Annotated in this window: 29 protein-coding genes and 4 tRNA genes; 27 read left to right on the top strand and 6 right to left on the bottom strand. The window is 70.3% G+C overall.

The features are described from left to right. The first annotated feature begins 266 nt into the window (after positions 1-266). From DVK44_RS12290 to htpX, 11 genes are all read left to right on the top strand, one after another. Entirely contained in the window at positions 267-659 is a 393-nt protein-coding gene (locus tag DVK44_RS12290) for an NADH-quinone oxidoreductase subunit A (protein ID WP_114659705.1), read from the top strand. After that, entirely contained in the window at positions 650-1,294 is a 645-nt protein-coding gene (locus DVK44_RS12285; protein ID WP_114659704.1) for an NADH-quinone oxidoreductase subunit B, read from the top strand. The genes DVK44_RS12290 and DVK44_RS12285 overlap by 10 nt, the downstream gene beginning before the upstream one ends. Continuing rightward, the gene (locus DVK44_RS12280) at positions 1,291-2,181 is read left to right on the top strand and encodes an NADH-quinone oxidoreductase subunit C (protein WP_114659703.1); all 891 of its coding nucleotides are present in this window, start codon (positions 1,291-1,293) and stop codon (positions 2,179-2,181) included. The genes DVK44_RS12285 and DVK44_RS12280 overlap by 4 nt, the downstream gene beginning before the upstream one ends. Then, a complete protein-coding gene (locus DVK44_RS12275; RefSeq protein ID WP_114659702.1) occupies positions 2,178-3,146 on the top strand; it encodes a complex I subunit 1/NuoH family protein in 969 nt (322 codons plus the stop codon). Before DVK44_RS12280 ends, DVK44_RS12275 begins: the two co-directional genes overlap by 4 nt. Then, the gene (locus tag DVK44_RS12270) at positions 3,146-3,703 is read left to right on the top strand and encodes a NuoI/complex I 23 kDa subunit family protein (protein ID WP_114659701.1); all 558 of its coding nucleotides are present in this window, start codon (positions 3,146-3,148) and stop codon (positions 3,701-3,703) included. The genes DVK44_RS12275 and DVK44_RS12270 overlap by 1 nt, the downstream gene beginning before the upstream one ends. A 47-nt stretch (positions 3,704-3,750) precedes the next feature. After that, positions 3,751-4,356 carry an NADH-quinone oxidoreductase subunit J family protein gene (locus DVK44_RS12265; protein WP_228447608.1) on the top strand — a complete coding sequence of 202 codons (606 nt, stop codon included), beginning with the start codon at positions 3,751-3,753 and terminating at the stop codon, positions 4,354-4,356. Further along, entirely contained in the window at positions 4,356-4,733 is a 378-nt protein-coding gene (gene nuoK / locus DVK44_RS12260) for an NADH-quinone oxidoreductase subunit NuoK (protein ID WP_114659700.1), read from the top strand. Before DVK44_RS12265 ends, nuoK begins: the two co-directional genes overlap by 1 nt. Further along, positions 4,730-6,748: an NADH-quinone oxidoreductase subunit 5 family protein gene (locus DVK44_RS12255; RefSeq protein WP_114659699.1), complete on the top strand. Its 2,019-nt coding sequence runs from the start codon at positions 4,730-4,732 to the stop codon at positions 6,746-6,748. The genes nuoK and DVK44_RS12255 overlap by 4 nt, the downstream gene beginning before the upstream one ends. 27 nt (positions 6,749-6,775) lie before the next feature. After that, on the top strand, positions 6,776-8,368 hold the full coding sequence (locus tag DVK44_RS12250) for a complex I subunit 4 family protein (protein WP_114665078.1): 1,593 nt from the start codon (positions 6,776-6,778) through the stop codon (positions 8,366-8,368). Continuing rightward, positions 8,365-9,870, top strand: a complete 1,506-nt coding sequence (locus DVK44_RS12245) for an NADH-quinone oxidoreductase subunit N (protein ID WP_114659698.1) — start codon at positions 8,365-8,367, stop codon at positions 9,868-9,870. Before DVK44_RS12250 ends, DVK44_RS12245 begins: the two co-directional genes overlap by 4 nt. A 148-nt stretch (positions 9,871-10,018) precedes the next feature. Then, a complete protein-coding gene (gene htpX, locus DVK44_RS12240; RefSeq protein WP_114659697.1) occupies positions 10,019-10,882 on the top strand; it encodes a zinc metalloprotease HtpX in 864 nt (287 codons plus the stop codon). A gap of 9 nt (positions 10,883-10,891) precedes the next feature. Here the strand turns inward: htpX and DVK44_RS12235 are convergent, their stop codons facing one another. Next, entirely contained in the window at positions 10,892-11,293 is a 402-nt protein-coding gene (locus DVK44_RS12235; protein WP_114665077.1) for a YccF domain-containing protein, read from the bottom strand. A 297-nt stretch (positions 11,294-11,590) separates the two neighbouring features. Here DVK44_RS12235 and DVK44_RS12230 point away from each other — a divergent pair, with 297 nt between their 5' ends. After that, on the top strand, positions 11,591-11,860 hold the full coding sequence (locus DVK44_RS12230) for a GlsB/YeaQ/YmgE family stress response membrane protein (RefSeq protein WP_114659696.1): 270 nt from the start codon (positions 11,591-11,593) through the stop codon (positions 11,858-11,860). Positions 11,861-11,994: 134 nt separating this feature from the next. Here the strand turns inward: DVK44_RS12230 and DVK44_RS12225 are convergent, their stop codons facing one another. Then, on the bottom strand, positions 11,995-12,483 hold the full coding sequence (locus DVK44_RS12225; protein WP_114659695.1) for a YajQ family cyclic di-GMP-binding protein: 489 nt from the start codon (positions 12,481-12,483) through the stop codon (positions 11,995-11,997). 183 nt (positions 12,484-12,666) lie between these two features. On the opposite strand from DVK44_RS12225, the gene DVK44_RS12220 reads away from it, so the two are divergent. Further along, positions 12,667-12,748 (top strand) — tRNA-Tyr (locus tag DVK44_RS12220). A 111-nt stretch (positions 12,749-12,859) separates the two neighbouring features. Here DVK44_RS12220 and DVK44_RS12215 read toward each other — a convergent pair. Together DVK44_RS12215 and DVK44_RS12210 are read right to left on the bottom strand one after the other, a co-directional pair. Further along, on the bottom strand, positions 12,860-13,522 hold the full coding sequence (locus tag DVK44_RS12215; RefSeq protein WP_114659694.1) for an SDR family oxidoreductase: 663 nt from the start codon (positions 13,520-13,522) through the stop codon (positions 12,860-12,862). 54 nt (positions 13,523-13,576) lie between these two features. Further along, positions 13,577-14,890 carry an amidohydrolase family protein gene (locus tag DVK44_RS12210; protein ID WP_114659693.1) on the bottom strand — a complete coding sequence of 438 codons (1,314 nt, stop codon included), beginning with the start codon at positions 14,888-14,890 and terminating at the stop codon, positions 13,577-13,579. A gap of 228 nt (positions 14,891-15,118) precedes the next feature. On the opposite strand from DVK44_RS12210, the gene DVK44_RS12205 reads away from it, so the two are divergent. The 6 genes from DVK44_RS12205 (at position 15,119) to DVK44_RS12180 (ending at position 17,721) form a co-directional block, all read left to right on the top strand. After that, positions 15,119-15,191: transfer RNA gene (locus tag DVK44_RS12205), tRNA-Thr, on the top strand. A gap of 47 nt (positions 15,192-15,238) precedes the next feature. After that, positions 15,239-15,311, top strand: a tRNA-Met gene (locus DVK44_RS12200). A 93-nt stretch (positions 15,312-15,404) separates the two neighbouring features. Beyond that, a complete protein-coding gene (gene rpmG, locus DVK44_RS12195; RefSeq protein ID WP_003956487.1) occupies positions 15,405-15,569 on the top strand; it encodes a 50S ribosomal protein L33 in 165 nt (54 codons plus the stop codon). Between the two features lie 130 nt (positions 15,570-15,699). Next, positions 15,700-16,152, top strand: a complete 453-nt coding sequence (locus DVK44_RS12190) for a MaoC family dehydratase N-terminal domain-containing protein (protein ID WP_114659692.1) — start codon at positions 15,700-15,702, stop codon at positions 16,150-16,152. 5 nt (positions 16,153-16,157) lie between these two features. Beyond that, on the top strand, positions 16,158-16,586 hold the full coding sequence (locus tag DVK44_RS12185; protein ID WP_114659691.1) for a MaoC family dehydratase: 429 nt from the start codon (positions 16,158-16,160) through the stop codon (positions 16,584-16,586). 79 nt (positions 16,587-16,665) lie between these two features. Beyond that, positions 16,666-17,721: a UDP-N-acetylmuramate dehydrogenase gene (locus DVK44_RS12180; RefSeq protein WP_114659690.1), complete on the top strand. Its 1,056-nt coding sequence runs from the start codon at positions 16,666-16,668 to the stop codon at positions 17,719-17,721. Between the two features lie 27 nt (positions 17,722-17,748). Here DVK44_RS12180 and DVK44_RS12175 read toward each other — a convergent pair whose 3' ends face one another. Together DVK44_RS12175 and DVK44_RS12170 are read right to left on the bottom strand one after the other, a co-directional pair. Beyond that, positions 17,749-18,774: an adenosine deaminase gene (locus tag DVK44_RS12175; RefSeq protein ID WP_181957448.1), complete on the bottom strand. Its 1,026-nt coding sequence runs from the start codon at positions 18,772-18,774 to the stop codon at positions 17,749-17,751. A gap of 154 nt (positions 18,775-18,928) precedes the next feature. Then, positions 18,929-20,155 (bottom strand): pyridoxal phosphate-dependent aminotransferase, encoded by a 1,227-nt coding sequence (locus DVK44_RS12170; RefSeq protein ID WP_114665076.1) that lies wholly within the window; start codon positions 20,153-20,155, stop codon positions 18,929-18,931. A gap of 227 nt (positions 20,156-20,382) precedes the next feature. Here DVK44_RS12170 and DVK44_RS12165 point away from each other — a divergent pair. The 8 genes from DVK44_RS12165 to rplL all read left to right on the top strand — a co-directional run bounded on the left by DVK44_RS12165 (position 20,383) and on the right by rplL (position 25,575). Continuing rightward, positions 20,383-20,455 (top strand) — tRNA-Trp (locus DVK44_RS12165). Positions 20,456-20,564: 109 nt separating this feature from the next. Continuing rightward, a complete protein-coding gene (gene secE, locus DVK44_RS12160) occupies positions 20,565-20,849 on the top strand; it encodes a preprotein translocase subunit SecE (RefSeq protein WP_114622197.1) in 285 nt (94 codons plus the stop codon). Positions 20,850-20,921: 72 nt separating this feature from the next. After that, positions 20,922-21,785 (top strand): transcription termination/antitermination protein NusG, encoded by an 864-nt coding sequence (gene nusG / locus DVK44_RS12155; protein ID WP_114659688.1) that lies wholly within the window; start codon positions 20,922-20,924, stop codon positions 21,783-21,785. Between the two features lie 168 nt (positions 21,786-21,953). Continuing rightward, complete coding sequence (rplK, locus tag DVK44_RS12150; RefSeq protein ID WP_114659687.1) at positions 21,954-22,388, top strand: 50S ribosomal protein L11; 435 nt, start codon at positions 21,954-21,956, stop codon at positions 22,386-22,388. An 85-nt stretch (positions 22,389-22,473) separates the two neighbouring features. Continuing rightward, the gene (rplA, locus tag DVK44_RS12145; RefSeq protein WP_114659686.1) at positions 22,474-23,196 is read left to right on the top strand and encodes a 50S ribosomal protein L1; all 723 of its coding nucleotides are present in this window, start codon (positions 22,474-22,476) and stop codon (positions 23,194-23,196) included. Between the two features lie 166 nt (positions 23,197-23,362). Continuing rightward, positions 23,363-24,268, top strand: coding sequence for a LolA-like protein (locus DVK44_RS12140; RefSeq protein ID WP_114659685.1), 906 nt, complete (start codon positions 23,363-23,365; stop codon positions 24,266-24,268). A gap of 281 nt (positions 24,269-24,549) precedes the next feature. Next, entirely contained in the window at positions 24,550-25,110 is a 561-nt protein-coding gene (gene rplJ, locus DVK44_RS12135) for a 50S ribosomal protein L10 (protein WP_114659684.1), read from the top strand. A gap of 81 nt (positions 25,111-25,191) precedes the next feature. Next, entirely contained in the window at positions 25,192-25,575 is a 384-nt protein-coding gene (gene rplL, locus DVK44_RS12130; RefSeq protein WP_114659683.1) for a 50S ribosomal protein L7/L12, read from the top strand. Positions 25,576-25,955 lie beyond the last annotated feature (380 nt).

Below are 25,955 nucleotides of genomic sequence, written 5' to 3'. Positions count from 1 at the left end.
TCCCGGACTACGGCATGGTCATGGAGCCCCAGCGTGCCCTGCGGCGCGGGCCGGGCGCCATGGGGTGGCTCGGTGGTGACGGAGTAGGGATATCCCCCCTGTGCCACGCGCGACCGCCCATTACCTCGGACGCGACTGCTTACCGGCTCTTTAACAGGGCCTAGACTCCCGTCCGTACAAGTCGTCGAAGAAGCCGATGAAGTCGATACACGGTCCATACAGGGTCCGTACGAGGTCCATACGAGGTCAGGGAGCGAGGGGCGGGCGTGTCGCAACCGACCGTTCTCGCGTCGGACTACTTCCAGGGCTACGCGGTCGTCGGACTGCTCGCGGTCGTCGGGGCGCTCTTCGTCGCCGTGGCCTTCGGAGCGGGACGTCTGCTGCGGCCGGTGGTGCCGACGCCGGAGAAGCTGCTCACGTACGAATGCGGTGTCGACCCCGTGGGCGAGGGCTGGGCGCACACCCAGGTCCGCTACTACGTCTACGCGTTCCTTTATGTGATCTTCGCGGTCGACTCGATCTTCCTTTTCCCATGGGCGACGATTTTCGCGGCCCCGGGATATGGCGCCACGACGCTGGTCGAGATGTTCGTCTTCCTCGGTTTCCTCGCCGTGGGACTGCTCTACGCATGGAAGAAGGGCGTCCTGGAATGGACGTGACTCCCGAGACCGGCACGACTCCCGCGCGCAGCGCGCCTGTAGCACTTCCCGAGCCGAAGCTCGGTGTGCTCTCGCGGCTGGCCCCCGAGCCGATGAAGGTGATCCTCAACTGGGGCCGCCGCTACAGCCTCTGGGTCTTCAACTTCGGACTCGCCTGCTGCGCGATCGAGTTCATCGCCGCGTCCATGGCCCGGCACGACTTCATCCGGCTGGGCGTCATCCCCTTCGCCCCGGGACCGCGCCAGGCCGATCTGATGGTCGTCTCCGGCACCGTCACGGACAAGATGGCGCCCGCGGTCAAGCGGCTGTACGAGCAGATGCCCGAGCCGAAGTACGTGATCTCCTTCGGCGCCTGCTCCAACTGCGGCGGCCCGTACTGGGACTCCTACTCGGTGACGAAGGGCGTCGACCAGATCATCCCGGTCGATGTCTACGTACCGGGCTGCCCGCCGCGTCCCGAGGCGCTGCTCCAGGGCATTCTCAAGCTTCAGGAGAAGATCGCCCGCGAGTCGCTCGGTGAGCGGTACGCGACGGCCGGCCGGCCCTCGGCCGCCGCGCTGAGCAGCGGCCTTGTCGCGCCGCCGCCGACGCCGGGGGCCCCGGGGGTCCCGGCGCCGGGGGAGGGGGGCGCGTGAGCGCGTACGACCGGCTCCCGGACGCCGTCACCGAGATCTTCGGCCCGGACGCCACGGCCGAACTCGCCCACGGTCTGCTCACCGTCGACGTCCCGGCCGCCGGCTGGCTCGCCGCTCTGGAGACCGCCCGCGACGGGCTGGACTGCACCTACTTCGACTGGCTGAGCGCCGTCGACGAACCGGGCACCAGCTTCCGCGTCGGCGCCCATGTCGCCGCGCTGGAGCGGGGCCGGGTGCGGCGCCTCCTCGTCCGTACGACCGTGCCGCACGACGCGGCCGTCCTGCCGACCGCCATCGGCGTGTACGCGGGCGCCGGCTGGCACGAGCGGGAGACGTACGAGATGTTCGGCGTCACCTTCACCGGCCATCCGAACCTGGTCCACCTTCTGCTCCCCGAGGAGTTCGAGGGCCATCCGCTGCGCAAGGACTTCGTCCTCGCGGCCCGGGTGGCCAAGGCGTGGCCGGGCGCGAAGGAGCCGGGCGAGGCGGCGGCCGGGCACGGCGGCCCGAAGCGGCGCCAGATGCTGCCGCCCGGTGTGCCCGACCCGAACGAGTGGGGTCCGCTCAAGGGCCAGCTGCCACCCGCCCCGGCCCGCCCGGCGCGCGGGGCCCGCACGGCGGGTGCGGCAGGCGCGGCGGCGGGTGGCGCGGGTCCGGCGGGCGCGGGCGGTGACCGTCCGGTACGGCGGTCGCGCAGCGTCTCGGCGGGCTCGGCGAGCCAGCGGCCGGCGGCGAAGCCCACCGCGGACGCACCGTGGCGCGAGCCCGTGCCCTCATCCGAGCCCGCGCCGGAATCCAAGCCCGCACCGGCACCCGCACCTGAGCCCACGCCGGAATCCAGGCCCGCACCCGAACCCGACCGCGACCGTCCCGAAGGAGACGCGTGAACGACGTGCTCGACGTCGCCCTCAGGCTGCTCATCGTCTTCGCCGTGTTCATGGTGGTCCCGCTCGTGGTCGGGCAGACCGAGCACAAGGTGATGGCGCACATGCAGGGCCGGCTCGGCCCCATGCACGCGGGCGGTTTCCACGGCTGGGCCCAGCTCGTCGCGGACGGTGTGAAGTTCGTGCAGAAGGAGGACGTGGTCCCGGCCAGCGCCGACCGCCGTGTCTTCCAGCTCGCCCCCGCCGTCTCCCTCCTCCCGTACCTCCTGGTCGTGCTCGTCATCCCGGTCGGGCGGGGGGAGGGCGCGGTCGGCCAGGCCGTCGACGCGGGCGTCTTCTTCGTGCTCGCGGTGATGGGCGTCGGGGTGCTCGGCTCGCTCATGGCGGGCTGGGCCTCGGCCAACAAGTTCTCCCTCCTGGGCGGACTGCGGACCGCCGCCCAGCTCCTCGCGTACGAGCTGCCGATGCTGCTCGCCGCGGCCTCCGTCGCCATGGCGGCCGGGACGGTCTCGCTGCCGGGCATTCTCGACGCGTTCCAGTGGTGGTGGCTGCCCTGGCAGATCGTCGGCGCGCTGGTCTTCTTCGTCGCGGGGCTGGCCGAACTCCAGCGCCCGCCCTTCGACATGCCGGTCGCCGACTCCGAGATCATCTTCGGCGCCTACACCGAGTACACGGGGCTGCGCTTCGCGCTGTTCCTGCTCGCCGAGTACGCGGGCATCGTCGTGCTGTGCGCGCTGACCACCGTCCTCTTCCTCGGCGGCTGGCACGGCCCGTTCGGCCCCGACAGCGCCGGCTGGGTCTGGACGCTGCTGAAGACCGCCGTCCTCGCGTTCGTCGTGATCTGGCTGCGGGTCAGCTATCCGCGGCTGCGCGAGGACCAGCTCCAGAAACTCGCCTGGACCGTCCTTGTCCCCCTCGCCCTCGCGCAGATCGCGCTCACCGGCATCGTGAAGGTGGCGATCAGCTGATGTCCCCGATCCCCGGATCCGGCCTGGCCAAAGGTCTGGCCGTCACCCTGCGGACGATGACGAGAAAGACCGTCACCGCCCAGTACCCCGAGGTGCAGCCCGAACTGCCGCCCCGCACGCGCGGGGTGATCGGCCTGTTCGAGGAGAACTGCACGGTCTGCATGCTCTGCGCCCGTGAGTGCCCCGACTGGTGCATCTACATCGACTCCCACAAGGAGACGGTCCCGGCCGCGGCCCCCGGCGGGCGGGAGCGCAGCCGTAACGTCCTGGACCGGTTCGCCATCGACTTCTCGCTCTGCATGTACTGCGGGATCTGTATCGAGGTCTGTCCTTTCGACGCGCTGTTCTGGTCACCGGAGTTCGAGTACGCGGAGACGGACATCCTCGAACTCACCCACGAGCGGGACAAGCTCCGCGAGTGGATGTGGACGGTGCCCGCGCCGCCCGCGCTGGACCCGGGCGCGGAGGAGCCGAAGGAGCTGGGCGCCGCCCGCAAGACCGCCGACAAGCTCGCGGCGGCAGCGGCGGCGGCAGCAGCCGAGGAGGGCGGCGAGTGACCTTCCTGACGGCAGCCGTGACGACACCCCTGACGGCGCCTCTGACCATGGCCGCCACCGGGCCTGGCTTTCTCTCCCCGACCGGCGTCGAGATCGCCTTCGTACTCGTCGGACTGCTGACCCTCGGCGCGGCCCTCGTGACCGTCACGACGAAGCAGCTGGTGCACGCCGCCCTCTGGCTGGTGGTGGCGCTCGGCGGGCTGGCCGTCGAGTATCTGCTGCTGACGGCGGAGTTCATCGCCTGGGTGCAGGTCCTCATCTATGTCGGTTCCGTGGTGGTCCTCCTGCTCTTCGGGCTGATGCTGACCAGGGCGCCCATCGGCCGCTCCCCGGACGCCGACGGGGAGAACCGCCCGGTCGCCCTCGGGGTGGCCGTGGTCGCCGCCGGCTGTCTGGTCTGGGTGGTCGTCGACGCGTTCCGGACGACGTGGATCGACCTGGACGGACCGGTGCAGGGCTCCACCGAGGTCACCGGGCAGTTCCTGTTCCGGAACTGGGTGCTGCCCTTCGAGGCGCTGTCCGTGCTGCTGCTCGCGGCGCTCGTCGGCGCGATCGTCCTGTACCGCAAGGACCGCAAGGACCGCGAGGTCCGCAAGGGGCCCGAGGTCCGCAAGGATCCCAAGGGCCCCACGGACCGCGAGGAGCGGCGCTGATGCATCTCGCCTATCCCGCCGTGCTGGCGGCCCTCCTGTTCTGCGTCGGGCTGTACGGGGTGCTCGCCCGCCGCAACGCGATCCTCGTCCTGATGTCCGTCGAGCTGATGCTCAACGCCGTCAACCTCAACCTCGTCGCCTTCGACGTGTGGCTCCGCGACGAGCTGCACGCCGGACAGTCCCTCACTCTCTTCGTCATCGCCATCGCCGCCGCCGAGATCGGCATCGGGCTGGCGATCGTCCTGATGGTCTACCGCAACCGCGGCACCGCGGACATCGACCGGCTCCGCGACACCGCCGAGGGCCCGGCCGGCGCCGACGACCCGGCGGACCCCGACGCTCCGGCAGCGGAGAAGAAGGCCGAGGCCACCGCGTGACCACCACGACCCTCGCCGTCCTGGTCCCCCTCCTGCCGTTCCTGGGCGCCGTCGCCGGGCTGCTGCTCGGCCGCACCGCCCCCGGGTTCGTCCGCCCGCTGGCCGTGCTGCCGACCCTGGCCGCCGCCGCGTTCGCCGTCGTGGTGGCCGTGCGCCAGGGCGGGGGCGCGGGTGACGGCACGGCGCCGCTGGACGCCTCGACCCGGCTCACCCCGACCGGCTCGGTCCCCATCGACCTCGCGCTCCACATCGACGGCTTCGCCGCGCTCGTCGCCGTCCTGGTGGGCGTTGTCGCGACCTGTGTGCAGATCTACTCGACGGGGTATCTGCGCGGCGACGCGCGCTACCCCTCGTACGCCGCTCTGGTCTCCCTCTTCACCTCCGCGATGCTGCTCGTCGTCTACTCCGGCGACCTGATGGTGCTGCTGGTCGGCTGGGAGATCATGGGCATCTGCTCGTACTTCCTCGTGGGCCACTACTGGGAGACCCCCGAGGCCCGCGCGGCCTCCCTCAAGGCGTTCCTGGTCACCAAGCTCGGTGATGTCCCCTTCCTCATCGGGCTGTTCGCCCTCGCCTCCGCCGCTGGTACGTTCCGGATCAACGGCATCCTGAAGACCGTCGCCGAGGGCGGCCTCGACCACCCCACGCCGGTCGCGCTGCTGCTGCTCGCGGGGGTGGCGGGCAAGTCCGCGCAGTTCCCGCTGCACACCTGGCTGCCCGACGCGATGGCGGGCCCGACGCCCGTCTCCGCGCTGATCCACGCCGCCACGATGGTCGCCGCCGGTATCTACTTCGTCGCCCGGCTCCTTCCCGTCTTCGCCGCCTCGGCGGCGGCCCTGGTCGTGCTGGCGGCGCTGGCCGCGGTCACCGCGGTCGGCTCGGCGCTCGCCGCCCTCGCCCAGGACGACATCAAACGGGTCCTCGCCTACTCGACCATCGGTCAGCTCGGCTACATGTCGGGCGCCCTGGCGGTGGGCGACCGGGGCGCGGCCGTCTTCCATCTCGTCTCGCACGGTGCGTTCAAGGCCCTCCTCTTCCTGGGCGCCGGTGTGGTCATCCACGCCGCCGGCACCAACTCGCTCGCCACGATGTCCCGGCTGCGCGGACTGCCCGGCCGTATCCCCGACGCCTACTGGACGATGACCGTCGCCCTGCTGGCGCTGGCCGCCATCCCGCCCTTCGCCGGCTTCTTCTCCAAGGAATCCGTGCTGGTCGCCGCCGAGCACACGGCCCTCGGCGCGACCGGCACCACCGCCCCGGGCGCGGCCGGCTGGACCGTGCTCGTCGCCGGTCTGCTCACCGCCCTCCTCACCGCCGCCTACGCCACCCGTCTCTGGCTGCTGGCCTTCCGCGGGCACGGAGCCGAGGCCCCCGACCACGGCAGACAGCCGCTCGCCATGAACACCGTGCTCTGGGTGCTCGCCGTACCCTCCCTCGCGCTCGGTCTGACCGCCGGACGTCTCCCCGGCTGGTTCGACGGCCACAGCCTCGCCCCGAACCTCACCACCTCCGTGCTCGGCACGGGCGCCGCGCTCGTCGGCGGCCTGATCACCTACGGCTGCTGGCGCCACACCACGGCCCTGGCCGCCCGCACCCCCATGGGCGCCGTCGCCGCCCACCCCGACGCCGAACCCGCCCTCGCCGAGGTCGCGGCGATGGAGGCCCACACCCGGATGTACGGACCCGCGACCGCGGCGGCCCCCGACCCGGCCGACCCCGGCCGGGTCCTGCTGGGCCCGCTCCACCGTCACGCGGCGGCCGGCTTCCACCTCGACGCCCTCTACGACCGCCTGTTCGTACGCCCCGTGCTGGCGGCGGCCCGGCTGGTCCGCTTCCTCGACCGCGAGGTCATCGACACCTACGTACACGGCGCGGGCGCGGGGGCACGCGGGCTCGGCGCGGCCGTGCGCCGCGCGCAGACCGGCAATGTGCAGACCTATCTGAGCGTCCTGCTCGCCGGCTCCGTCGTCCTGGCGATCGCCGCCGTACTCATCGCGCGAACCGCCGGAGCGTGAGCCGTGATCGATATCAGTGAGTCCGTGATGCAGTTCCTTCTGGCGTTGATCATCGTCGGGCCGCTCATCGGCGCCGTCGCCGCGCTTCTGCCGGCCCCGCCCGGACTGCGCGGCACCGGCCCCGACCAGGCCGTGCTCCGCCACGGTGTCACCGTGACCGGCGCGATCCTCGCCGCCACGGTCGTCCTCGCGCTCGGCTTCGACCACGGCCATCCGTCGAGGATGCAGGCCACCACGGACATCAGCTGGATCGCGGCACTCGACGTGCGGATCCACCTCGGCATCGACGGCATTTCCCTCCCCCTTCTGGTCCTGACCGCGCTGCTGACCTTCCTCTGCGCGCTCTACAGCTACTACAAGCCGCCCACGGGCCCGTCCCCGAAGGCGTTCGTCGCCCTGCTGCTCGTCCTGGAGTCCGGCACCCTCGCCACCTTCGCCGTCCTCGATCTGCTGCTCTTCTTCCTCGCCTTCGAGATGGTGCTGATCCCCATGTACTTCCTGATCGCCCGCTGGGGCGGATCGGAAGGCGTGGCCGGCGGCCGGGAGGCCGCCGCCCTGAAATTCATCCTCTACACCCTGCTCGGTTCCGTGGTCATGCTGCTCGGCCTGCTGCTGATCGGAATCAACGCGGGCACATTCGACATGGTGGCACTCGCCACTGACAACGGGTCAGGGCTCAGTACATCCGTGCAGGTCACCGCCGTTCTGGCGATCGGTCTCGGGCTCGCGGTGAAGACCCCGATGTGGCCGCTGCACAGCTGGCTGCCGGACGCCCACACCGCCGCCCCGACCGTGGGCTCCGTCCTCCTCGCCGGTGTCCTGCTCAAGATGGGAACGTACGGATTCGTCCGGATCGTCCTGCCCATCGCGCCGGACGGGATGCGGACCTTCGCCCCCTGCCTCGCCGCCTTCGCCGTCGCCGGCATCATCTACGGATCCCTCGCCTGCCTCGCCCTCGCGCGGCAGGGCGCGGGCGGCGACCTCAAACGGCTGATCGCCTACTCCTCCGTCGGCCACATGGGCTTCGTGCTGCTCGGCATCGCGACCATGACCCCCACCGGAGTCAACGGCGCGCTCTTCGCCAACATCGCCCACGGCCTCATCACCGGCCTGCTCTTCTTCCTGGCCGGAGCGGTCAAGGACCGGTACGGCACCGCCGACCTCGACACCCTCGCCGGCGCGACCGGCGCCGCGCTCTACGGCCGGGCGCCCCGCCTCGGCGGGCTGTTCGCCTTCGCCGCCGTCGCCTCCCTCGGACTGCCCGGACTGGCCGGGTTCTGGGGCGAGATGCTCACCCTGTTCGGCGCGTTCGACCCGGCCGAGGGGCTCAGCCGCCCCGCCTTCCGTACCTTCATGGCCATCGCCGCCGTCGGCACGCTGCTCACCGCCGCGTACCTCCTGGTCGTCGTGCGCCGCGTGTGCATGGGCGTCCCCCCGAAGGAAGACGTCACCCCGAAAGAACAGGACCCCGGCGTTCCCGCCGCCGACATCCACGGCTACGAGATCGCCGCCTGGAGCCCCCTCGTCGTCCTCACCGTGGTCGCCGGACTCTGGCCCGCCGTCCTCCTCGGCCTCACCGACCCCGCCGTGCAGAAGCTCCTCGCAGGAGGCAAGTCGTGACCGTGGCCGCCGCCAGCCTCGTCCAGTCCGTCGACTGGCTCGCGATCGCGCCCCCCACCCTCACGGCGACGGTCGCCCTGATCGTCCTCGTCGCCGACCTCTTCGTACCGGCGCACCGCAAGCCGCTCCTCGGCGGACTCGCCGTCGCCGGACTCGTCGCCGCGCTCCTCACCCTCGTACCGCTGCGCGACGGACACCGCGCCACCTTCTGCCTCCCCGCCCAGCCCGGCGTGTGCAGCTACACGGCCGACCACTTCACCCTCGTCATCCAGGCGCTGGTGCTCGGCGGAGCGCTGCTCACCGTGCTCCTCTCGCTCCACGACACCGGGGAACTCCCCGTAGGGGAGTACTGGTTCCTGCTGCTCGCCTCGGCGGCCGGCGCCGCCCTGCTGCCCGCCGCGCGCGACCTCGCCACCCTGGTCGTCGCCCTGGAGGTCGCCTCCCTGCCCGCGTTCGCCCTGGTCGGGCTCCGGCGCGGCGACCGGCGCTCCTCCGAGGCGGCGCTCAAGTTCTTCCTCTCCTCGGTCACCGCCACCGCCGTGATGCTCCTGGGCGTCAGCTTCGTGTACGCGGCCACCGGCACCCTCCACCTCGGCGAGATCGCCGGGGAACTCGCCGAAGGGACCGGCCCGCTGGAGACGCTCGCCGGGGCGGGTGTCGCCCTCACCCTGGTCGGCTTCGCCTTCAAGACCGCCGCCGCCCCCTTCCACTTCTGGGTCCCCGACACCTACATCGGCGCGCCCCTGCCCATCGCCGCGTATCTCTCCGTCGTCGGCAAGGCGGTCGGCTTCTCCGGCCTCATCCTGGTGACCGTCGTCGCGTTCCCCTCGTACGGGAACGTGTGGGGCCCGCTCCTCGCGGTCCTCGCCGCGCTCACCATGACCCTCGGCAATGTCGCCGCGCTCCGGCAGTCGGCCACGCGCGCGTGGAGCGCCGTACGGCTGCTCGCCTGGTCGTCCGTCGCCCAGGCGGGCTATCTGCTGGTGCCGATCGCGTCGGCCGCGTACGCGGGCGAGCGGCGCGTCGGCTCCACCGTCGCGTACGCCCTGATGTACGCCGTCGTGAACCTCGGTGCCTTCGCCGTCACAGTCCTGGTGGCCCGTACGAAGCCGCTGAACCGCCTCTCCGACTACCGGGGCCTCTGGGCGCGCCGGCCCTTCGCCGCCCTCGCCCTGGCCTTCTTCCTGCTCTGCCTGGCCGGACTGCCCCCGGGGATCATCGGCCTCTTCGCCAAGGTCACCGTCTTCTCCGCGGCTGTGGACGCGGGACTCGGCTGGCTGGCCGCCGTCATGGCCGTCAACGTCGTGATCGGCCTCACCTACTACCTCCGGTGGACGGCCGTCCTCTTCCAGGCGCCCGGGGACGAGACCGCCACCGGCACGCACACCGTCACCGCCACCCCCGCGATCACCGCCGCCATCGGGCTGACGGCCGCCGCCGGGATCGTGCTGTCGGGAGCGCCCCAGCTCGTGCTGCGCTTCGCGGGAACCGGCCTGTTCTGACCGGTCGGCCCCCCGCGCCGTGCCCGTACGGGCACGGAGGGGAACCCGGACCGCTCGCCTCGCGTTGACCAGAAGGTAAGGGTCCACTGGAGACGTGGAGCAGCACCAGGCAAAGGGTTCCCCTGCCGCACCACTTGGAGGGCGTACCGTGCACCGCCGGCACAACGGGCTGAAAACCGCCGTACTCCTCGCGGCACTCTCAGCGCTCATCATCGGGATCGGCAGCTTCTTCGGCCGTACGGGCCTGATCATCGCGCTCGTCGTGGCGCTCGGCACCAACGCGTACTCCTACTGGAACAGCGACAAGCTGTCCCTGCGCGCCATGCGCGCCCGCCCGGTCAGCGAGTTCGAGGCCCCCCAGCTCTACCGGATCGTCCGGGAGCTGTCGACGGCGGCCCGCCAGCCCATGCCGCGCCTCTACATCTCACCGACCCAGGCGCCCAACGCGTTCGCCACCGGCCGCAATCCGCGCAACGCCGCCGTCTGCTGCACGGAGGGCATCCTCCAGCTCCTCGACGAGCGCGAGCTGCGCGGTGTCCTCGGCCATGAGCTGAGCCATGTCTACAACCGCGACATCCTGATCGCCTCGGTCGCCGGGGCGCTCGCCTCGGTGGTGATGTTCCTGGTGAACTTCGCCTGGCTGATCCCGTTCGGCCGCTCCGACGACGATGACGGCCCGGGCTTCTTCGGCATGCTGCTGCTCATGATCCTGGGCCCGCTCGCCGCCTCCGTCATCCAACTGGCGGTAAGCCGCTCGCGCGAGTACGAGGCCGACGCGGCCGGCGCCCAGCTCACCGGCGACCCGCTGGCGCTGGCCAGCGCGCTGCGCAAGCTGGAGACGGGGACGCGGCAGCTGCCGCTGCCGCCGGAGCCGCGTATCGAGACCGCGAGCCACATGATGATCGCGAACCCGTTCCGGCCCGGCGAGGTCTCGAAGCTGTTCTCCACGCACCCCCCGATGGCGGAGCGCATCGCCCGGCTGGAGCGGATGGCCGGCCCCCACCGGCCCTAGGGCCTCTGCTCAGCGTCCGCCGAAGCGCTCGTCCGACGACACGACCTCGCGGCCCAGCGGCATCAGCGAGACCGGGATCATCTTCAGGTTCGCCCAGCCGAAGGGGATGCCGATGATCGAGACGAAGAGCGGGATGCTCGTCAGCAGATGCCCGAGCGCCAGCCACCAGCCCGCGCAGACGACCCAGATGATGTTGCCGATGAAGGACGGCGCCCCGGCGTCGGGCCGCTCGACCGTGGTGCGGCCGAAGGGCCACAGTACGTAGCCGGCGATACGCAGCGAGGCGATGCCGAACGGGATCGTCACGATCAGGACGAAACAGATGATCGCGGCGATGGCATAGCCGATGGCCATCCAGATGCCGCAGAGCACCAGCCACAGGACATTCAGGATCAGCTCGATGAGCTTCATGATCACTTGCCTTTCGCGAGGTCCGCCCGCATCACCGCTCAAGCCAATTATCCGGCTCCGACCGCCTGAGACGAAACCTGACCGGCCCCGGTTCCCGGCGGTGCCGACGATCACATCGGCGGTGACGGCGGCTTTCCGGGGCAGACGCTCTCCCGGGGGCGCAGGGTTGCCCGGCCCGGGGCGTAAGGCTTCCTGTGTGTTCCTGTGTGTACGCCGTGAGTTGCGAAAACGCGCAACCATCGGCCGCCACCTCGACGTCTTCCCCGGTACACAGCACGGAAAGGCAGGACCCAAGGCATGAGCATCATCGGCTGGATCATTCTCGGACTGCTCGCCGGAGCCGTCGCCAAGATTCTGCTCCCCGGCCGGGACCCCGGCGGCATCCTCGGCACGACGTTCATCGGGATCGCGGGCGCGTTCATCGGCGGCTGGATTTCGGCCCGTTGGCTCGACCACCCCATCAACAACAGCTTCTACGACGGCGCCACCTGGGCGGCGGCCATCGGCGGCGCGCTTGTCCTGCTGATCGGCTACCGGATCGTCTTCGGCCACTCGCGGTCCCGCTGAGCGGTACGGAGAGCGGTACGGAGAGCAGGCAGGGCGAGCGGGTACGGCGAGCGGTTACGGCGCGAGCGGTTACGGCGCCCTCGCGGGCCGCCGCCGTGTGGCGGCGGCCGGGAGACGGCGGCCGTCGGCAGGCGTCAGCGGTAGTTCACGAACTGGAGCGCGAAGTCGAAGTCCTGGCCCTTGAGCAGCGCGATCACCGTCTGGAGGTCGTCGCGGCTCTTCGAGCTGACGCGCAGCTCATCGCCCTGGACCTGCGCCTTGATGCCCTTGGGGCCCTCGTCACGGATGAACTTCGCGACCTTCTTCGCGTTGTCCTGGGAGATGCCCTCCTCGATCGAGGCGAAGATCTTGTACTCCTTGCCGGACAGCTGCGGCTCGCCGGCGTCCAGCGCCTTCAGCGAGATACCGCGCTTGATCAGCTTGGACTGGAAGACATCGAGGATCGCGGCGACCCGCTCCTCGGAGTTCGCCTGCATCAGGATCTTCTCGCCGGACCAGCCGATCGAGGCCCCGACGTTCTTGAAGTCGTAGCGCTGGGCGAGTTCCTTCGATGCCTGGTTGAGCGCGTTGTCGATCTCCTGCCGCTCGACCTTCGAGACGATGTCGAAACTGGAGTCGGCCATGTCCTGTGGCTCCTTGTCATCGGTGCTGCGGGGTGCAGTGCTGCCGTAAAGCCTAGTCACCCGCGCCCGCGCCCAGCGCTGATCAAAGCAGTGGCGGAGCACCCCCGGGCATCGGGTATTGTTTACGTCGTTGCCACGGAGCACCGCCCACCAGCGATGATCCTCACGGCAGCGACATCCCATGGCGGTGTGCCCGAGTGGCCAATGGGAGCGGACTGTAAATCCGCCGGCTTAGCCTTCCCAGGTTCGAATCCTGGCGCCGCCACACGAGAGAGATGGCCTCCGCTTCACGGAAACGTGAGGCGGAGGCCATTTTTCGTACGCCCGGAACCGTTCGGAAGCGGCCCGGAGCCGCCCCCGAACGGTCCCGAACCGGTCAGGAACGGCCGTCCGCCGCCGCCGTCACCGCGTCCGCCACCGGCACCGCGCCGCTGATCAGCTCCAGCGTCAGACCGGCCGTCCCCGGCGTCTCCAGCAGCTCCGCCAGAACCGCCGCCACATCGTCACGCGGCACCGGACCGCGCCCCGTTGACGCCTCCAGCGCGACAAGTCCCGTACCCGCGTCGTCCGTCAGCAGGCCCGGCCGCAGAATCGTCCAGTCCAGCGCGGTCCTTGACCGCACGTACACGTCCGCCGCGCCCTTCGCGCGCTGGTACGCGTCGAAGACCTCGCCGCCCGCGCGGTCCGGGTCCGCGCCCATCGAGGAGACCACCACAAACCGGCGTACGCCCGCGCGCTCCGCCGCGTCCGCGAAGAGCACCGCCGCGCCCCGGTCCACCGTCTCCTTGCGGGCCGCCCCGCTGCCCCCGCCCGCGCCCGCCGCGAAGACCGCGGCGTCCGCGCCCTCCAGCACCCCGGCGACCTCGTCCACCGAGGCCGACTCCAGGTCCAGCACGACCGGTTCCGCGCCGGTCGCCCGCAGGTCGTCCGCCTGCCCGGCGGCGCGGATCACCCCCACGGCCTCATGCCCGCGCGCGCTGAGCAGCCGCTCCAGCCGCAGCGCGATCTGTCCATGTCCTCCGGCAATCACGATTCGCATGATCAGACCGTACGCCGGACACCATCCCCGGTGACGTACCGCAGACGTACGCGCTCAGGCGCCGAGGTCGGAGCGGCCCTGCCGCGGCAGCTCCAGCGCCGCCACCGCCGCCGAGTCGCAGTACTCCCGCACCGCGCTCGTCCGCGCCACCACCCGGCCCCGGTGGATGACGATCCGGCTGTACGCCAGCGAGAGCGCGCCCTCGACGCTGTCCCCGCGCACCGCCAGCAGCTCGGCCGGGAAACCCGCCTCCACCCGCACCTCGGCCAGCCCCATCGCGGCCCGCGCCGCCGCGCTCACCGCGCCGTACGCGTCCGCCGCCCGCAGCCCGCTCCGGGAAGCCAGCAGATACGCGGCCTCCAGCGGATCCCCGCGCCCCACCGGGTTCGCGAGGTCCCGCAGCGCGCCACCGCCCGCCGCGACCCGTACCCCGGCCGCCCGCAGCAGCCGTACGGGCGCGACCCCGCGCCCCCGCTCCGCGCTCCGCGCCCGCGCACGGACCGGATCGCCCGCGCGCTCCGCGCCGCCGCATGTGCCCTGCGGCAGGCACACCACCGTCACCCCGGCCGCCGCCAGCCGCTCCGCCGCCCGCGCCGCCACCTCGGCCGGCAGCCGGGCCAGCCCCGCGCACGGCCCGAGCGTCACGCCCTGCCGCACCCCGCCCGCCATGGCGGCCAGCGCCGCGAGCCGTACCGGATCGGCGCCGTCCGTGTGCAGATCGACGGGACAGCCGTGCTCGGCGGCCACCTCCAGCACCGCTTCCGCGTACCCCGCCGGATCCGGGTCGAGATCCGGGCAGCCGCCCACCACGCCCGCGCCCATCTTGACCGCGTCGCGCAGCATCGCCCGCCCGTCGGCGCCGGCCACGCCCGTCAGCAGCCGGGGCACCGCGACGGCGGTCAGATCGGCGAGCCCGCGCAGCGACCGCCGCGCCTGGAGCACCGCCTCCAGCCGGCCCAGCCGCTGCCGCTCGCCGATCCGTACGTGCGCGCGGACCGCGGTCGCGCCGTGCCCGAGCTGGAGCAGGGTGGCCTCGGTGGCGCGGCGCTGGACATCCTCCGGGGCGTACGAGACGGGCCCGGCCGGCCCGGACGGATGCCCGCCCGTACCCCCGCCCGGGGGCAGTGCCGTGAGGGCGGTGTCGCCGTGGGCGTGGGGTTCGGCGGGGGCCGGGAGCAGCAGGAAGCCGGTGAGGTCGACCCGGGTGCCGTACACGGTGAGGCTGCCGGCCGTGCCCACCGCCTCGATCCGGCCGGCGGCGAGCCGTACGTCGACGGTCCTGCCGTCGGCGAGCCGGGCGCCGCACAGGACGAGCGCGGTGGTGTCGGCCGTGGCGTCGTCGGACGGCTGCGGTGGGCTGTCGGGCATCGGGCTCCGGAGGTGCAAGAGGGGCAGCGGAACGTGGGGAGGATCACGCGGTGCGGTCGAGCCTAGGGGCGGCCCCGCCGCGCTTCGAGGAGGAGCGAAGGAGGAGCGGAATAGTCGTACCGGCGAGCCCACCGGTGGGGCCGATGGGGCCCTGGTGAGGCACGGGGAAGAGGCCGTTGAAACGGATTTGGGCGATCGGCAGCCGACCGTGTAATGTCTTCATCGCTCGCCCCAATAGCTCAGTCGGTAGAGCGTCTCCATGGTAAGGAGAAGGTCTACGGTTCGATTCCGTATTGGGGCTCAGATGTTCGGTGATCCTCGCCTTCGGGCGAGGAGAACCAACATCGAAGCGGTGTAGCTCAGTCGGTAGAGCAAGCGGCTCATAATCGCTGTGTCACCGGTTCAAGTCCGGTCACCGCTACACAAAAGTAGCCGATTGTGGGGTCGGTCCTTCGATCGGCTACTCTTTTATGCGTTCATCCGTTCATCCGTTGTCCGTCCAAGGAGCACTCACGTGGCTGCCACCGACGTCCGCCCGAAGATCACGCTGGCCTGCGTGGAGTGCAAGGAGCGGAACTACATCACCAAGAAGAACCGGCGTAACAACCCGGACCGTCTTGAGATGAAGAAGCACTGCCCGCGCTGCAACTCGCACACCGCGCACCGCGAAACGCGCTGAATCAGGCTCGTACGCGAGGCCGTCCCCGTACTGGGGACGGCCTCGCGTCGTTTGGGCACGCCTACCGCAGAACATCAGTACAAGATCAGCAGAACGTTCAGTTCAGCAGGACATCAGGAGGGAGCGAGTCGTGGCGCTCGACCAGTCCTTCGTGGGGCGGAGCTATCCGCCCACCGAGCCGTACGAGGTCGGCCGGGAGAAGATCCGCGAGTTCGCCGAGGCGGTGGGCGACCCCAATCCGGCGTACACCGATCCGGAGGCCGCGAAGGCGCTCGGGCACACCGATCTGATCGCGCCGCCCACCTTCGTGTTCGCCATCACGTTCAAGGCGGCGGGCGACGTGGTCGCGGATCCGCAGCTCGGCCTGGACTACAGCCGGGTGGTGCACCGCGACCAGAAGTTCGCCTTCAGCCGTCCGGTACGGGCGGGCGACCGGCTGACGGTCACCTCGACCATCGTGGAGATCAAGTCCCTCGCCGGGAACGATGTCATCGATGTCCGGGGCGATGTGCACGACGAGGCCGGCGAGCATGTCGTGACCGCGTGGACCAAGCTGGTGGCGCGCGCCGCCGAGGAGGCGTGAGACCGATGACCGCGAAGATCGGTTACGACGACGTCGAGGTCGGCACGGAGCTGCCGGCCCAGAGCTTCCCCGTCACCCGCGCGACGCTGGTCCAGTACGCGGGCGCCTCCGGGGACTTCAACCCGATCCACTGGAACGAGAAGTTCGCCAAGGAGGTCGGCCTCCCGGACGTCATCGCCCACGGCATGTTCACCATGGCCGAGGCGGTCCGGGTGGTGACCGACTGGGTGGGCGACCCGGCCGCCGTCGTCGAGTACGGCGTCCGCTTCACCAAGCCCGTCGTGGTGCCCAACGACGACGAGGGCGCGCTCATCGAGGTCAGCGCGAAGGTCGCGGCCAAGCTCGACGACCACCAGGTCCGCGTCGATCTGACGGCCACGAGCGCCGGACAGAAGGTGCTGGGCCTGTCCCGCGCGGTCGTCCGGCTCGCCTGAGACACCTGATGCGCGCGGGCGCGCGCGTACGGCTCTGCGGTCCGTCCCCGGCTGGGGGACGGACCGTACTCTTGTCCCCGTGCAGGAACTCCACGATGCCCCCCTCGCCCCCCTGACCACCTTCCGCCTCGGCGGCCCCGCGACCCGTCTGGTCACGGCCACCACCGACGAGGAAGTGATCGCCGTCGTACGCGAGGCGGACGACACCGGCACCCCGCTGCTGATCATCGGCGGCGGCAGCAACCTGATCATCGGGGACAAGGGCTTCGACGGCACCGCCCTGCGTATCGCCACCCGGGGCTTCGCCCTCGACGGCACCGCGCTGGAGCTGGCCGCCGGTGAGGTGTGGACCGACGCGGTCGCGCGTACGGTCGAAGCGGGCCTGGCGGGCGTCGAGTGCCTCGCCGGCATTCCCGGCTCGGTCGGCGCCACACCGATCCAGAACGTCGGCGCGTACGGCCAGGAGGTCTCCCGCACCATCACGGAGGTCGACGCCTACGACCGCACCACCCGCGAGCGGGTCACCCTCACCAACGCCGACTGCGGCTTCGCGTACCGCCACAGCCGCTTCAAGGAGCACCCTGGCCGCTGGGTCGTGCTGCGCGTCCGCTTCGCCCTGGAGGACGCGGGCGGGCTCTCCGCGCCGCTCGCGTACGCCGAGACGGCCCGTGCCCTGGGCGTCGGGCCCGGCGAGCGGGTGGCGGCGGCGACCGCCCGCGAGACCGTCCTGCGGCTGCGGGCCGGAAAGGGCATGGTGCTGGACCCGGAGGACCACGACACCTGGTCCGCGGGCTCCTTCTTCACCAACCCGATCCTCGACGACGCGCAGTACGCCGACTTCACCGCCCGCGTCCGGGAGCGCCTCGGCGAGGACGTGACACCGCCCGGCTTCCCGGAGGGGGAGGGGCGTACGAAGACCTCCGCCGCCTGGCTGATCGACAAGGCCGGTTTCACCAAGGGGTACGGCACGGGTCCGGCCCGTATCTCCACCAAGCACACCCTCGCCCTGACCAACCGGGGCGCGGCGACCACCGAGGACCTCCTCGCGCTGGCCCGCGAGGTGGTCGCCGGGGTGCACGCCGCCTTTGGGATCACGCTGGTCAACGAGCCGGTGACGGTGGGCGTCAGCCTGTAGCGGGTTGTCTGGCCAGATAGACCAGGCTCACGCGGCCAGCCAGGCGTCGATGCCCGCCAGCAGCCTGGCCCGTACGTCCGCCGGCGCGGCCGAGCCCCGTACCGACTGGCGGGCCAGCTCGGCCAGTTCGGCGTCGGAGAAGCCCTGGTGGCGGCGGGCCAGCTCGTACTGGGCGGCCAGCCGGGAGCCGAACAGCAGCGGGTCGTCCGCGCCGAGCGCCATGGGCACCCCGGCGTCGAACAGCGTCCGCAGCGGCACGTCCTCGGGCTTCTCGTAGACGCCCAGGGCGACATTCGACGCCGGGCAGACCTCGCAGGTCACCCCGCGCTCGGCGAGCCTGCGCAGCAGCTTGGGATCCTCGGCGGCCCGGACGCCGTGCCCGATCCGGGAGGCGCTCAGATCGTCCAGGCAGTCCCGTACGGACGCGGGGCCGGTCAGCTCGCCGCCGTGCGGCGCGGCCAGCAGCCCGCCGTCCCGGGCGATCGCGAAGGCCCGGTCGAAGTCCCGGGCCATGCCCCGGCGCTCGTCGTTGGAGAGCCCGAAGCCGACGACACCCCGGTCCGCGTACCGCACCGCGAGCCGGGCCAGCGTTCTGGCCTCCAGGGGGTGCTTCATCCGGTTCGCCGCGACCAGGACGCGCATTCCGAGGCCGGTCTCCCGGGAGGCCGCGTCGACGGCGTCCAGGATGACTTCCAGGGCCGGGATCAGCCCGCCCAGGTGCGGGGCGTACGAGGTGGGGTCGACCTGGATCTCCAGCCAGCCGGAGCCGTCCTTGACGTCCTCCTCGGCTGCCTCGCGGACCAGCCGCTGGATGTCCTCGGGGGCACGCAGACAGGACCGGGCGATGTCGTACAGCCGCTGGAAGCGGAACCAGCCGCGTTCGTCGGTCGCGCGCAGTTTGGGCGGTTCGCCGCCGGTGAGCGCGTCCGGGAGATGGACGCCGTACTTGTCGGCCAGCTCCAGCAGGGTGGTGGGGCGCATCGAGCCGGTGAAGTGCAGATGCAGATGAGCCTTGGGCAGCAGGCTGATATCGCGGGGGATGGTGCTCTCCATTGCTAGATCCTGCCGCACGGATCGGCCCGGTGGCAGCCACTTTCCCCGATCGTGGTCTCGCCGAGACGGAAAAACGGGCTCCCGGCCGACAGCCGGAAGCCCGTTCTGGTCCCACCGGTGAGGTGGGGGAAGCGCCGGGTGGTGAGGGGCGGGGTCAGTCCTTCGCCTCGCCCAGCAGCTTCTGGATCCGGCCCACGCCCTCCGCCAGGTCCTCGTCGCCCAGCGCGTACGAGAGCCGCAGATAGCCCGGGGTGCCGAACGCCTCGCCCGGGACGACGGCCACCTCGGCCTCGTCGAGGATCAGCGCGGCCAGCTCCACCGAGTCCTGCGGGCGCTTGCCGCGGATCTCCTTGCCGAGCAGGCCCTTCACCGACGGGTACACGTAGAACGCGCCCTCGGGCTCCGGGCAGAGGACGCCGTCGATCTCGTTGAGCAGGCGCACGATCGTGCGGCGGCGGCGGTCGAAGGCGGTCCGCATCTCGGTGACGGCGGTGAGATCGCCGGTGAGCGCGGCGATCGCGGCGACCTGCGCGACATTGGAGACGTTGGACGTGGCGTGCGACTGGAGGTTCGTCGCGGCCTTGACGACGTCCTTGGGGCCGACGACCCAGCCCACCCGCCAGCCGGTCATCGCGTAGGTCTTGGCCACGCCGTTGACCACGACGCACTTGTCGCGCAGCTCGGGGACGACGGCCGGCAGCGAGGTGAAGACGGCGTCTCCGTAGACGAGGTGCTCGTAGATCTCGTCCGTCATCACCCACAGGCCGTGCTCGACGGCCCAGCGGCCGACGGCCTCGGTGTCGGCCGCGCTGTAGACGGCGCCCGTCGGGTTCGAGGGGGAGACGAAGAGCACGACCTTCGTGCGCTCCGTACGGGCCGCCTCCAGCTGCTCGACCGAGACGCGGTAGCCGGTGGTCTCGTCGGCCACGACCTCCACCGGGACACCGCCGGCCAGCCGGATCGACTCCGGGTACGTCGTCCAGTACGGAGCCGGGACGATGACCTCGTCGCCCGGGTCGAGGATGGCGGCGAACGCCTCGTAGATCGCCTGCTTGCCGCCGTTGGTCACCAGGACCTGGGCCGGCTCGATCTCGTAACCGGAATCGCGCTTCGTCTTCGCGACGATGGCGGCCTTCAGCTCGGGGAGCCCGCCGGCCGGCGTGTAGCGGTGGTACCGGGGGTCGCGGCACGCCTCGACAGCGGCCTCGACGATGTAGCCGGGGGTCGGGAAGTCGGGCTCACCGGCGCCGAAGCCGATCACCGGACGGCCGGCGGCCTTCAGGGCCTTCGCCTTGGCGTCCACGGCGAGGGTGGCGGACTCGGAGATCGCGCCGATGCGGGCGGAGACCCGGCGCTCGGTCGGAGGGATTGCAGCGCTCATGAGCACCATGCTCGCAGACCCGAAACATCCGGGGTACACAGGTTTCGTACGGTGGACACATAACCCGACAAGAACTGTGGACGGTTGGACGCGGACGGTTCCCGGGGGAGCTGTTCGACGCAGGGCCGACGACCACGTACACTCACTCGTCGTTGGCCTTCATCCGCCAAGTCCGTACCGGGCACTCCATGTATCCGGTTGGATGCGGTAGGTTCGGGAAAACACAAAGGGTCGTAGCTCAATTGGTAGAGCACTGGTCTCCAAAACCAGCGGTTGGGGGTTCAAGTCCCTCCGGCCCTGCTACACACCCCCTTCGCCAGGGCGTGTGCGCATGTACGTACATTCAATGCATCGCCGTGCGGCTCCCCCGGGCGCGGCACGGTCACGACCCGGAATCAGGTGAGAGAGCGTGACGGACGCCGTGGGCTCCATCGACAAGCCTGATGCCGACGATGAGTCCGCCGAGTCGAAGAAGCCCCGTAAGGGTGGCAAGCGAGGCAAGAAGGGCCCTCTGGGCCGTCTCGCGCTCTTCTACCGCCAGATCGTCGCAGAGCTGCGCAAGGTTGTCTGGCCGACTCGTAGTCAGCTGACTACGTACACCACAGTCGTGATTGTCTTCGTCGTCGTCATGATCGGTCTGGTGACCGTGATTGACTATGGCTTCCAGCAAGCAATCAAGTACGTCTTCGGCTGATCCCGCGTAGGGCGCCCAGTGCGGCGCCCCTTTCGCGTGTTCCACCCATTGAGCCAGGAAGAAGCAGCCACCGTGTCTGACCCGAAACTGAACGACGCCAGCGAGTCGGTGGAGTCCCGAGAGGACGCGACCGGCATCGTCGAGGCGGCGGACGCTGTCGAGCCAGACCAGGCCGAAGCCGCTGACATCGCCGCGGGCGAGCCGGCCGAGGAAGCCGCTGTTCACGTCGAGGCCGAGGACGACGAGGCTGACGAGGCCCGGGACGACGCCGAGGACGAGGACGACGAGGCCACCGAGGACGAGACCGCGGCTCCCGCGGTCGACCCGGTCGCCGCGCTCCGCGAGGAGCTGCGCACCCTGCCCGGCGAGTGGTACGTGATCCACACCTACGCGGGCTACGAGAAGCGCGTGAAGGCGAACCTGGAACAGCGCGCCGTCTCGCTGAACGTCGAGGAGTTCGTCTACCAGGCCGAGGTCCCCGAGGAAGAGATCGTCCAGATCAAGAACGGCGAGCGCAAGAACGTCCGCCAGAACAAGCTCCCGGGCTATGTCCTGGTGCGCATGGATCTGACGAACGAGTCCTGGGGCGTCGTCCGCAACACCCCCGGCGTCACCGGCTTCGTGGGCAACGCCTACGACCCGTACCCGCTGACCCTGGACGAGATCGTCAAGATGCTCGCCCCGGAGGCCGAGGAGAAGGCCGCGCGTGAGGCCGCCGAGGCCGAGGGCAAGCCGGCTCCGGCCCGCAAGGTCGAGGTCCAGGTGCTGGACTTCGAGGTCGGCGACTCGGTCACCGTCACCGACGGTCCGTTCGCCACCCTCCAGGCGACCATCAACGAGATCAACGCGGACTCGAAGAAGGTCAAGGGCCTGGTCGAGATCTTCGGTCGCGAGACCCCGGTCGAGCTGAGCTTCGACCAGATCCAGAAGAACTGAGCCGGGACGACCCCGCTCCCCAGCTTCCGACAGGTCAGACAGGCTTCACCACCTGTCTGACCTGTCGGTTTTTGGCCGTGCAGCTATACCCGTTATCGTTGTGCGGTATGCCTCCGTCCGGATGACCGGATGGCGGCCGAAAACTCTCACTAGGACCCGGAGAGAGCAATGCCTCCCAAGAAGAAGAAGGTCACGGGGCTTATCAAGCTCCAGATCAAGGCCGGCGCGGCCAACCCGGCTCCGCCGGTCGGCCCCGCGCTGGGTCAGCACGGCGTGAACATCATGGAGTTCTGCAAGGCCTACAACGCCGCGACCGAGTCGCAGCGTGGCATGGTCGTGCCGGTGGAGATCACGGTCTACGAGGACCGCTCCTTCACCTTCATCACCAAGACTCCGCCGGCCGCCAAGCTGATCCTCAAGGCCGCGGGTGTGGACAAGGGCTCCGGCGAGCCGCACGTCAAGAAGGTCGCGAAGCTCACCCGCGACCAGGTGCGCGAGATCGCCACGACGAAGATGCCCGACCTCAACGCCAACGACCTGGACGCCGCCGAGAAGATCATCGCCGGCACCGCTCGTTCCATGGGCGTCACGGTCGAGGGCTGATCCAGCCCCGCAGTACCACCCAGTGGCAGGGCCATGCGCGGTCCGGACCACGAACTCCACACCTGAAGAAACACCAGGAGACGAAGTGAAGCGCAGCAAGGCACTCCGCGGCGCGGACGCCAAGATCGACCGGGAGCGTACCTACGCCCCGCTCGAGGCCGTCCGTATCGCCAAGGACACCACCTCCACCAAGTTCGACGGCACCGTCGAGGTCGCCATGCGTCTGGGCGTCGACCCGCGCAAGGCCGACCAGATGGTCCGTGGCACCGTGAACCTCCCGCACGGCACCGGCAAGACCGCCCGGGTCCTGGTCTTCGCGACCGGTGACCGCGCCGAGGCCGCGCGTGCCGCGGGCGCCGACATCGTCGGCGCCGACGAACTGATCGACGAGGTGTCGAAGGGCCGTCTGGACTTCGACGCCGTCGTCGCCACCCCGGACCTCATGGGCAAGGTCGGCCGCCTCGGCCGCGTCCTCGGCCCGCGTGGTCTGATGCCGAACCCGAAGACCGGCACCGTCACCCCCGATGTCACCAAGGCTGTCAACGACATCAAGGGCGGCAAGATCGAGTTCCGCGTCGACAAGCACTCGAACCTGCACTTCATCATCGGCAAGGTCTCCTTCGACGAGACGAAGCTGGTCGAGAACTACGCCGCCGCGCTGGACGAGATCCTCCGTCTGAAGCCGTCCGCCGCCAAGGGCCGCTACATCAAGAAGGCCACGCTGGCCACCACGATGGGCCCCGGCATCCCGCTGGACGCCAACCGCACCCGTAACCTCCTCGTCGAGGAGGACCCGGCCGCCGTCTGACACCGACGGCAGGCCGCGGGTCGCACCGCACGGTACGCAGCCGGTCCCCGCATCTCTCCTGAGGTGCGGGGACCGGCTGCTTCGTTATTCCGGTGGCGTTGTCAGAGGCGGACGGTACAGTCAGCGGGATATTTGGATCATCTGTGCCATTCCTGTGGGGGGAATCATGAACCCGATGTACCGCACCGCCGCGGTGACCGTGCTCAGCGGTGTGCTGCTCTGTACCACCGCCGCCTGTTCGTCCACGGACTCCGCCGACACCGCCACGAAGCCGTCCGCGTCGCCCTCCGTCTCCGCGACCACCGTCGAGATGGACCCGGTGGCCGCCGTCCAGCGCGCCGCCGACAAGAACGAGAAGATCACCTCGCTCTCCTACACGATGGAGGGCAAGGTCCCGGGTGAGGGGACCATCAGCGGCGACGTGGCGATGAGCATGGACCCGTTCGGCATGCGCATGAAGATGGCGGGCGAGCTGGAGGGCGAGGAGCAGGAGATCGAGATCCTGCTCACCTCCGAGGCCATGTACATGGGCGGTGACGAGGCCGCCGCCGATCCGGAGATGAACGGCAAGCGCTGGCTCAAGTTCCCCATGGCGGCTCTCGACGACATGGCCGGCAAGAGCGGGGAGAGCCCGCTCGGCGCGATGTCCAGCCAGCTGGACCGCAACCCGGCCGCCGAGACCGCGTCGCTCACCGCGGCCAAGGACCTCAAGCGGGTCGGCGAGGAGACCGTCGACGGGGTGAAAACCACCCACTACAAGGGCTCGGTCCCGCTCAGCGCCATGAAGGCGGCGCTGAAGGGCCTGGACGCCGACACGAAGAAGCAGCGCCAGAAGAGCCTCAAGGCGTACGAGGACCTGGGCATCGACAAGCTCACGATGGACATGTGGGTCGACGGGGACGACCGCACCAAGCAGGTCCGTACCCGCGCGACCACGGACGGTGGGCCGCTCGACATGACGATCAAGTTCGTCGACTACAACAAGCCGGTCGAGATCAAGGCCCCGCCGGCCTCCGAGGTGGCCGACCTCGCCGAGATGATGGCGGGCGCCGAGGACGGTTCGGACGCCTGACGGGACGCTCGACCGAACGCCTGACCGGGCGCGATTTGCCCTTCGTGCCGGTTCGCACGTACTCTTCCCCAGAAGCCAAAGACCGCTGGTCGTTGCCGTGTGCTCGTAAGAGGGTGCGGCGGCCGAAGGATCCGCTAGCTGCGGACGTCCTGCGCAGGTGACTGTGGAAAGCTCCCGGATCCCATTCGGTCGAGCTACGCCCCGTGCGCCTGCGCCGGGGCGTTTCGTTTTGCCCAGCCCCTTCTGAGCGGTCCTCATCACCCGGAAGGAGGCCGACGCTCATGGCAAGGCCCGACAAGGCTGCCGCGGTAGCCGAGCTGACGGACCAGTTCCGCAGCTCGAACGCCGCTGTGCTGACCGAGTACCGGGGTCTCACCGTGGCGCAGCTCAAGGAGCTGCGCCGTTCTCTCGGTGAGGACGCCCAGTACGCCGTGGTGAAGAACACGCTGACCAAGATCGCGGCCAACGAGGCCGGGATCAACGCGCTGGACGACCTGTTCGCGGGTCCGACAGCGGTTGCCTTCATCACCGGTGACCCGGTGACGTCGGCGAAGGGTCTTCGTGACTTCGCCAAGGACAACCCCAATCTCATCATCAAGGGCGGTGTCCTTGACGGTAAGGCGCTGTCCGCCGATGAGATCAAGAAGCTCGCGGACCTCGAGTCCCGTGAGGTTCTGCTCGCCAAGCTGGCGGGTGCCATGAAGGGCAAGCAGTCCCAGACTGCCGCGCTCTTCCAGGCGCTTCCGTCGAAGTTCGCCCGCACCGCGGAAGCGCTTCGCGCCAAGAAGGAAGAGCAGGACGGTGCCGCCCCGGCGGCCCCCGTCGAGGCCGACTCCGAGTAATCACGCTCGGCCGGCCACAGCGGGCGGTATGCCCGCGGAACTGTACACACGGCACCAGCCGCATAGTGGAAGGACGCCATCATGGCGAAGCTGTCCCAGGAAGAGCTGCTCGCGCAGTTCGAGAACCTGACCCTCATCGAGCTTGCTGAGTTCGTGAAGGCGTTCGAGGAGAAGTTCGACGTCACGGCCGCCGCCCCGGTCGCCGTCGCCGCTGCCGGTGGCGCTGCCGCCGTCGCGGACGCCGTCGAGGAGCAGGACGAGTTCGACGTCATCCTCACCGGTGCCGGCGAGAAGAAGATCCAGGTCATCAAGGTCGTGCGCGAGCTGACCTCCCTGGGCCTCAAGGAGGCCAAGGACCTCGTGGACGGCGCCCCCAAGCCCGTCGTCGAGAAGGTCGACAAGGCTGCCGCCGAGAAGGCCGCCGAGGCCCTCAAGGGCGCCGGCGCCTCCGTCGAGGTCAAGTAACCCCACGCGAGTCCGTCTCCGGCCGCTGAGAGGCGTACGGAGGCTGTCTCGGCGCCTCGCGGCGCAGCGTTGACGCGAAGGGCGATCACCCAGTCGGGTGGTCGCCCTTCGCCGTTCGCGTGGGGGGTGCCTTGCTCTTCCGCGCGCTGCGAGTATCGTGATCATCGCCGTGCTTCCGTACGCCCGGGGCCTCTCGCGGGAGGCGGGGGCCTTGACGAACCGCACGCAGCGCGCAATTCTCAGGACGCGTCGTCACAATCGATCCGGATCCGAGGCATGGATCGATGGCGAAGAGGGCAGTAACGATGTGCGCCCACGGCGCGATGTTGCGTAGTAGAGACATGCAGTTGAGACAAGGGTGTTGAGAAAAACGAGGGTGT

The organism is Streptomyces paludis (assembly GCF_003344965.1).
Lineage (GTDB): Bacteria > Actinomycetota > Actinomycetes > Streptomycetales > Streptomycetaceae > Streptomyces > Streptomyces paludis.
This window is presented reverse-complemented; position numbering and strand designations above follow the sequence as displayed.

Excerpts from the sequence above, each read along its gene's own strand:
- DVK44_RS12285 (WP_114659704.1), top strand. The coding sequence starts at position 650 with ATGGACGTGACTCCCGAGACCGGCACGACTCCCGCGCGCAGCGCGCCT.
- DVK44_RS12270 (WP_114659701.1), top strand. The coding sequence starts at position 3,146 with ATGTCCCCGATCCCCGGATCCGGCCTGGCCAAAGGTCTGGCCGTCACC.
- DVK44_RS12265 (WP_228447608.1), top strand. The coding sequence starts at position 3,751 with ATGGCCGCCACCGGGCCTGGCTTTCTCTCCCCGACCGGCGTCGAGATC.
- nuoK (WP_114659700.1), top strand. The coding sequence starts at position 4,356 with ATGCATCTCGCCTATCCCGCCGTGCTGGCGGCCCTCCTGTTCTGCGTC.
- DVK44_RS12250 (WP_114665078.1), top strand. The coding sequence starts at position 6,776 with ATGCAGTTCCTTCTGGCGTTGATCATCGTCGGGCCGCTCATCGGCGCC.
- DVK44_RS12235 (WP_114665077.1), bottom strand. The coding sequence starts at position 11,293 with ATGAAGCTCATCGAGCTGATCCTGAATGTCCTGTGGCTGGTGCTCTGC.
- DVK44_RS12230 (WP_114659696.1), top strand. The coding sequence starts at position 11,591 with ATGAGCATCATCGGCTGGATCATTCTCGGACTGCTCGCCGGAGCCGTC.
- DVK44_RS12225 (WP_114659695.1), bottom strand. The coding sequence starts at position 12,483 with ATGGCCGACTCCAGTTTCGACATCGTCTCGAAGGTCGAGCGGCAGGAG.
- DVK44_RS12215 (WP_114659694.1), bottom strand. The coding sequence starts at position 13,522 with ATGCGAATCGTGATTGCCGGAGGACATGGACAGATCGCGCTGCGGCTG.
- DVK44_RS12210 (WP_114659693.1), bottom strand. The coding sequence starts at position 14,890 with ATGCCCGACAGCCCACCGCAGCCGTCCGACGACGCCACGGCCGACACC.
- DVK44_RS12185 (WP_114659691.1), top strand. The coding sequence starts at position 16,158 with ATGACCGCGAAGATCGGTTACGACGACGTCGAGGTCGGCACGGAGCTG.
- DVK44_RS12175 (WP_181957448.1), bottom strand. The coding sequence starts at position 18,774 with ATGGAGAGCACCATCCCCCGCGATATCAGCCTGCTGCCCAAGGCTCAT.
- DVK44_RS12170 (WP_114665076.1), bottom strand. The coding sequence starts at position 20,155 with ATGAGCGCTGCAATCCCTCCGACCGAGCGCCGGGTCTCCGCCCGCATC.
- rplK (WP_114659687.1), top strand. The coding sequence starts at position 21,954 with ATGCCTCCCAAGAAGAAGAAGGTCACGGGGCTTATCAAGCTCCAGATC.
- DVK44_RS12140 (WP_114659685.1), top strand. The coding sequence starts at position 23,363 with ATGAACCCGATGTACCGCACCGCCGCGGTGACCGTGCTCAGCGGTGTG.
- rplJ (WP_114659684.1), top strand. The coding sequence starts at position 24,550 with ATGGCAAGGCCCGACAAGGCTGCCGCGGTAGCCGAGCTGACGGACCAG.
- rplL (WP_114659683.1), top strand. The coding sequence starts at position 25,192 with ATGGCGAAGCTGTCCCAGGAAGAGCTGCTCGCGCAGTTCGAGAACCTG.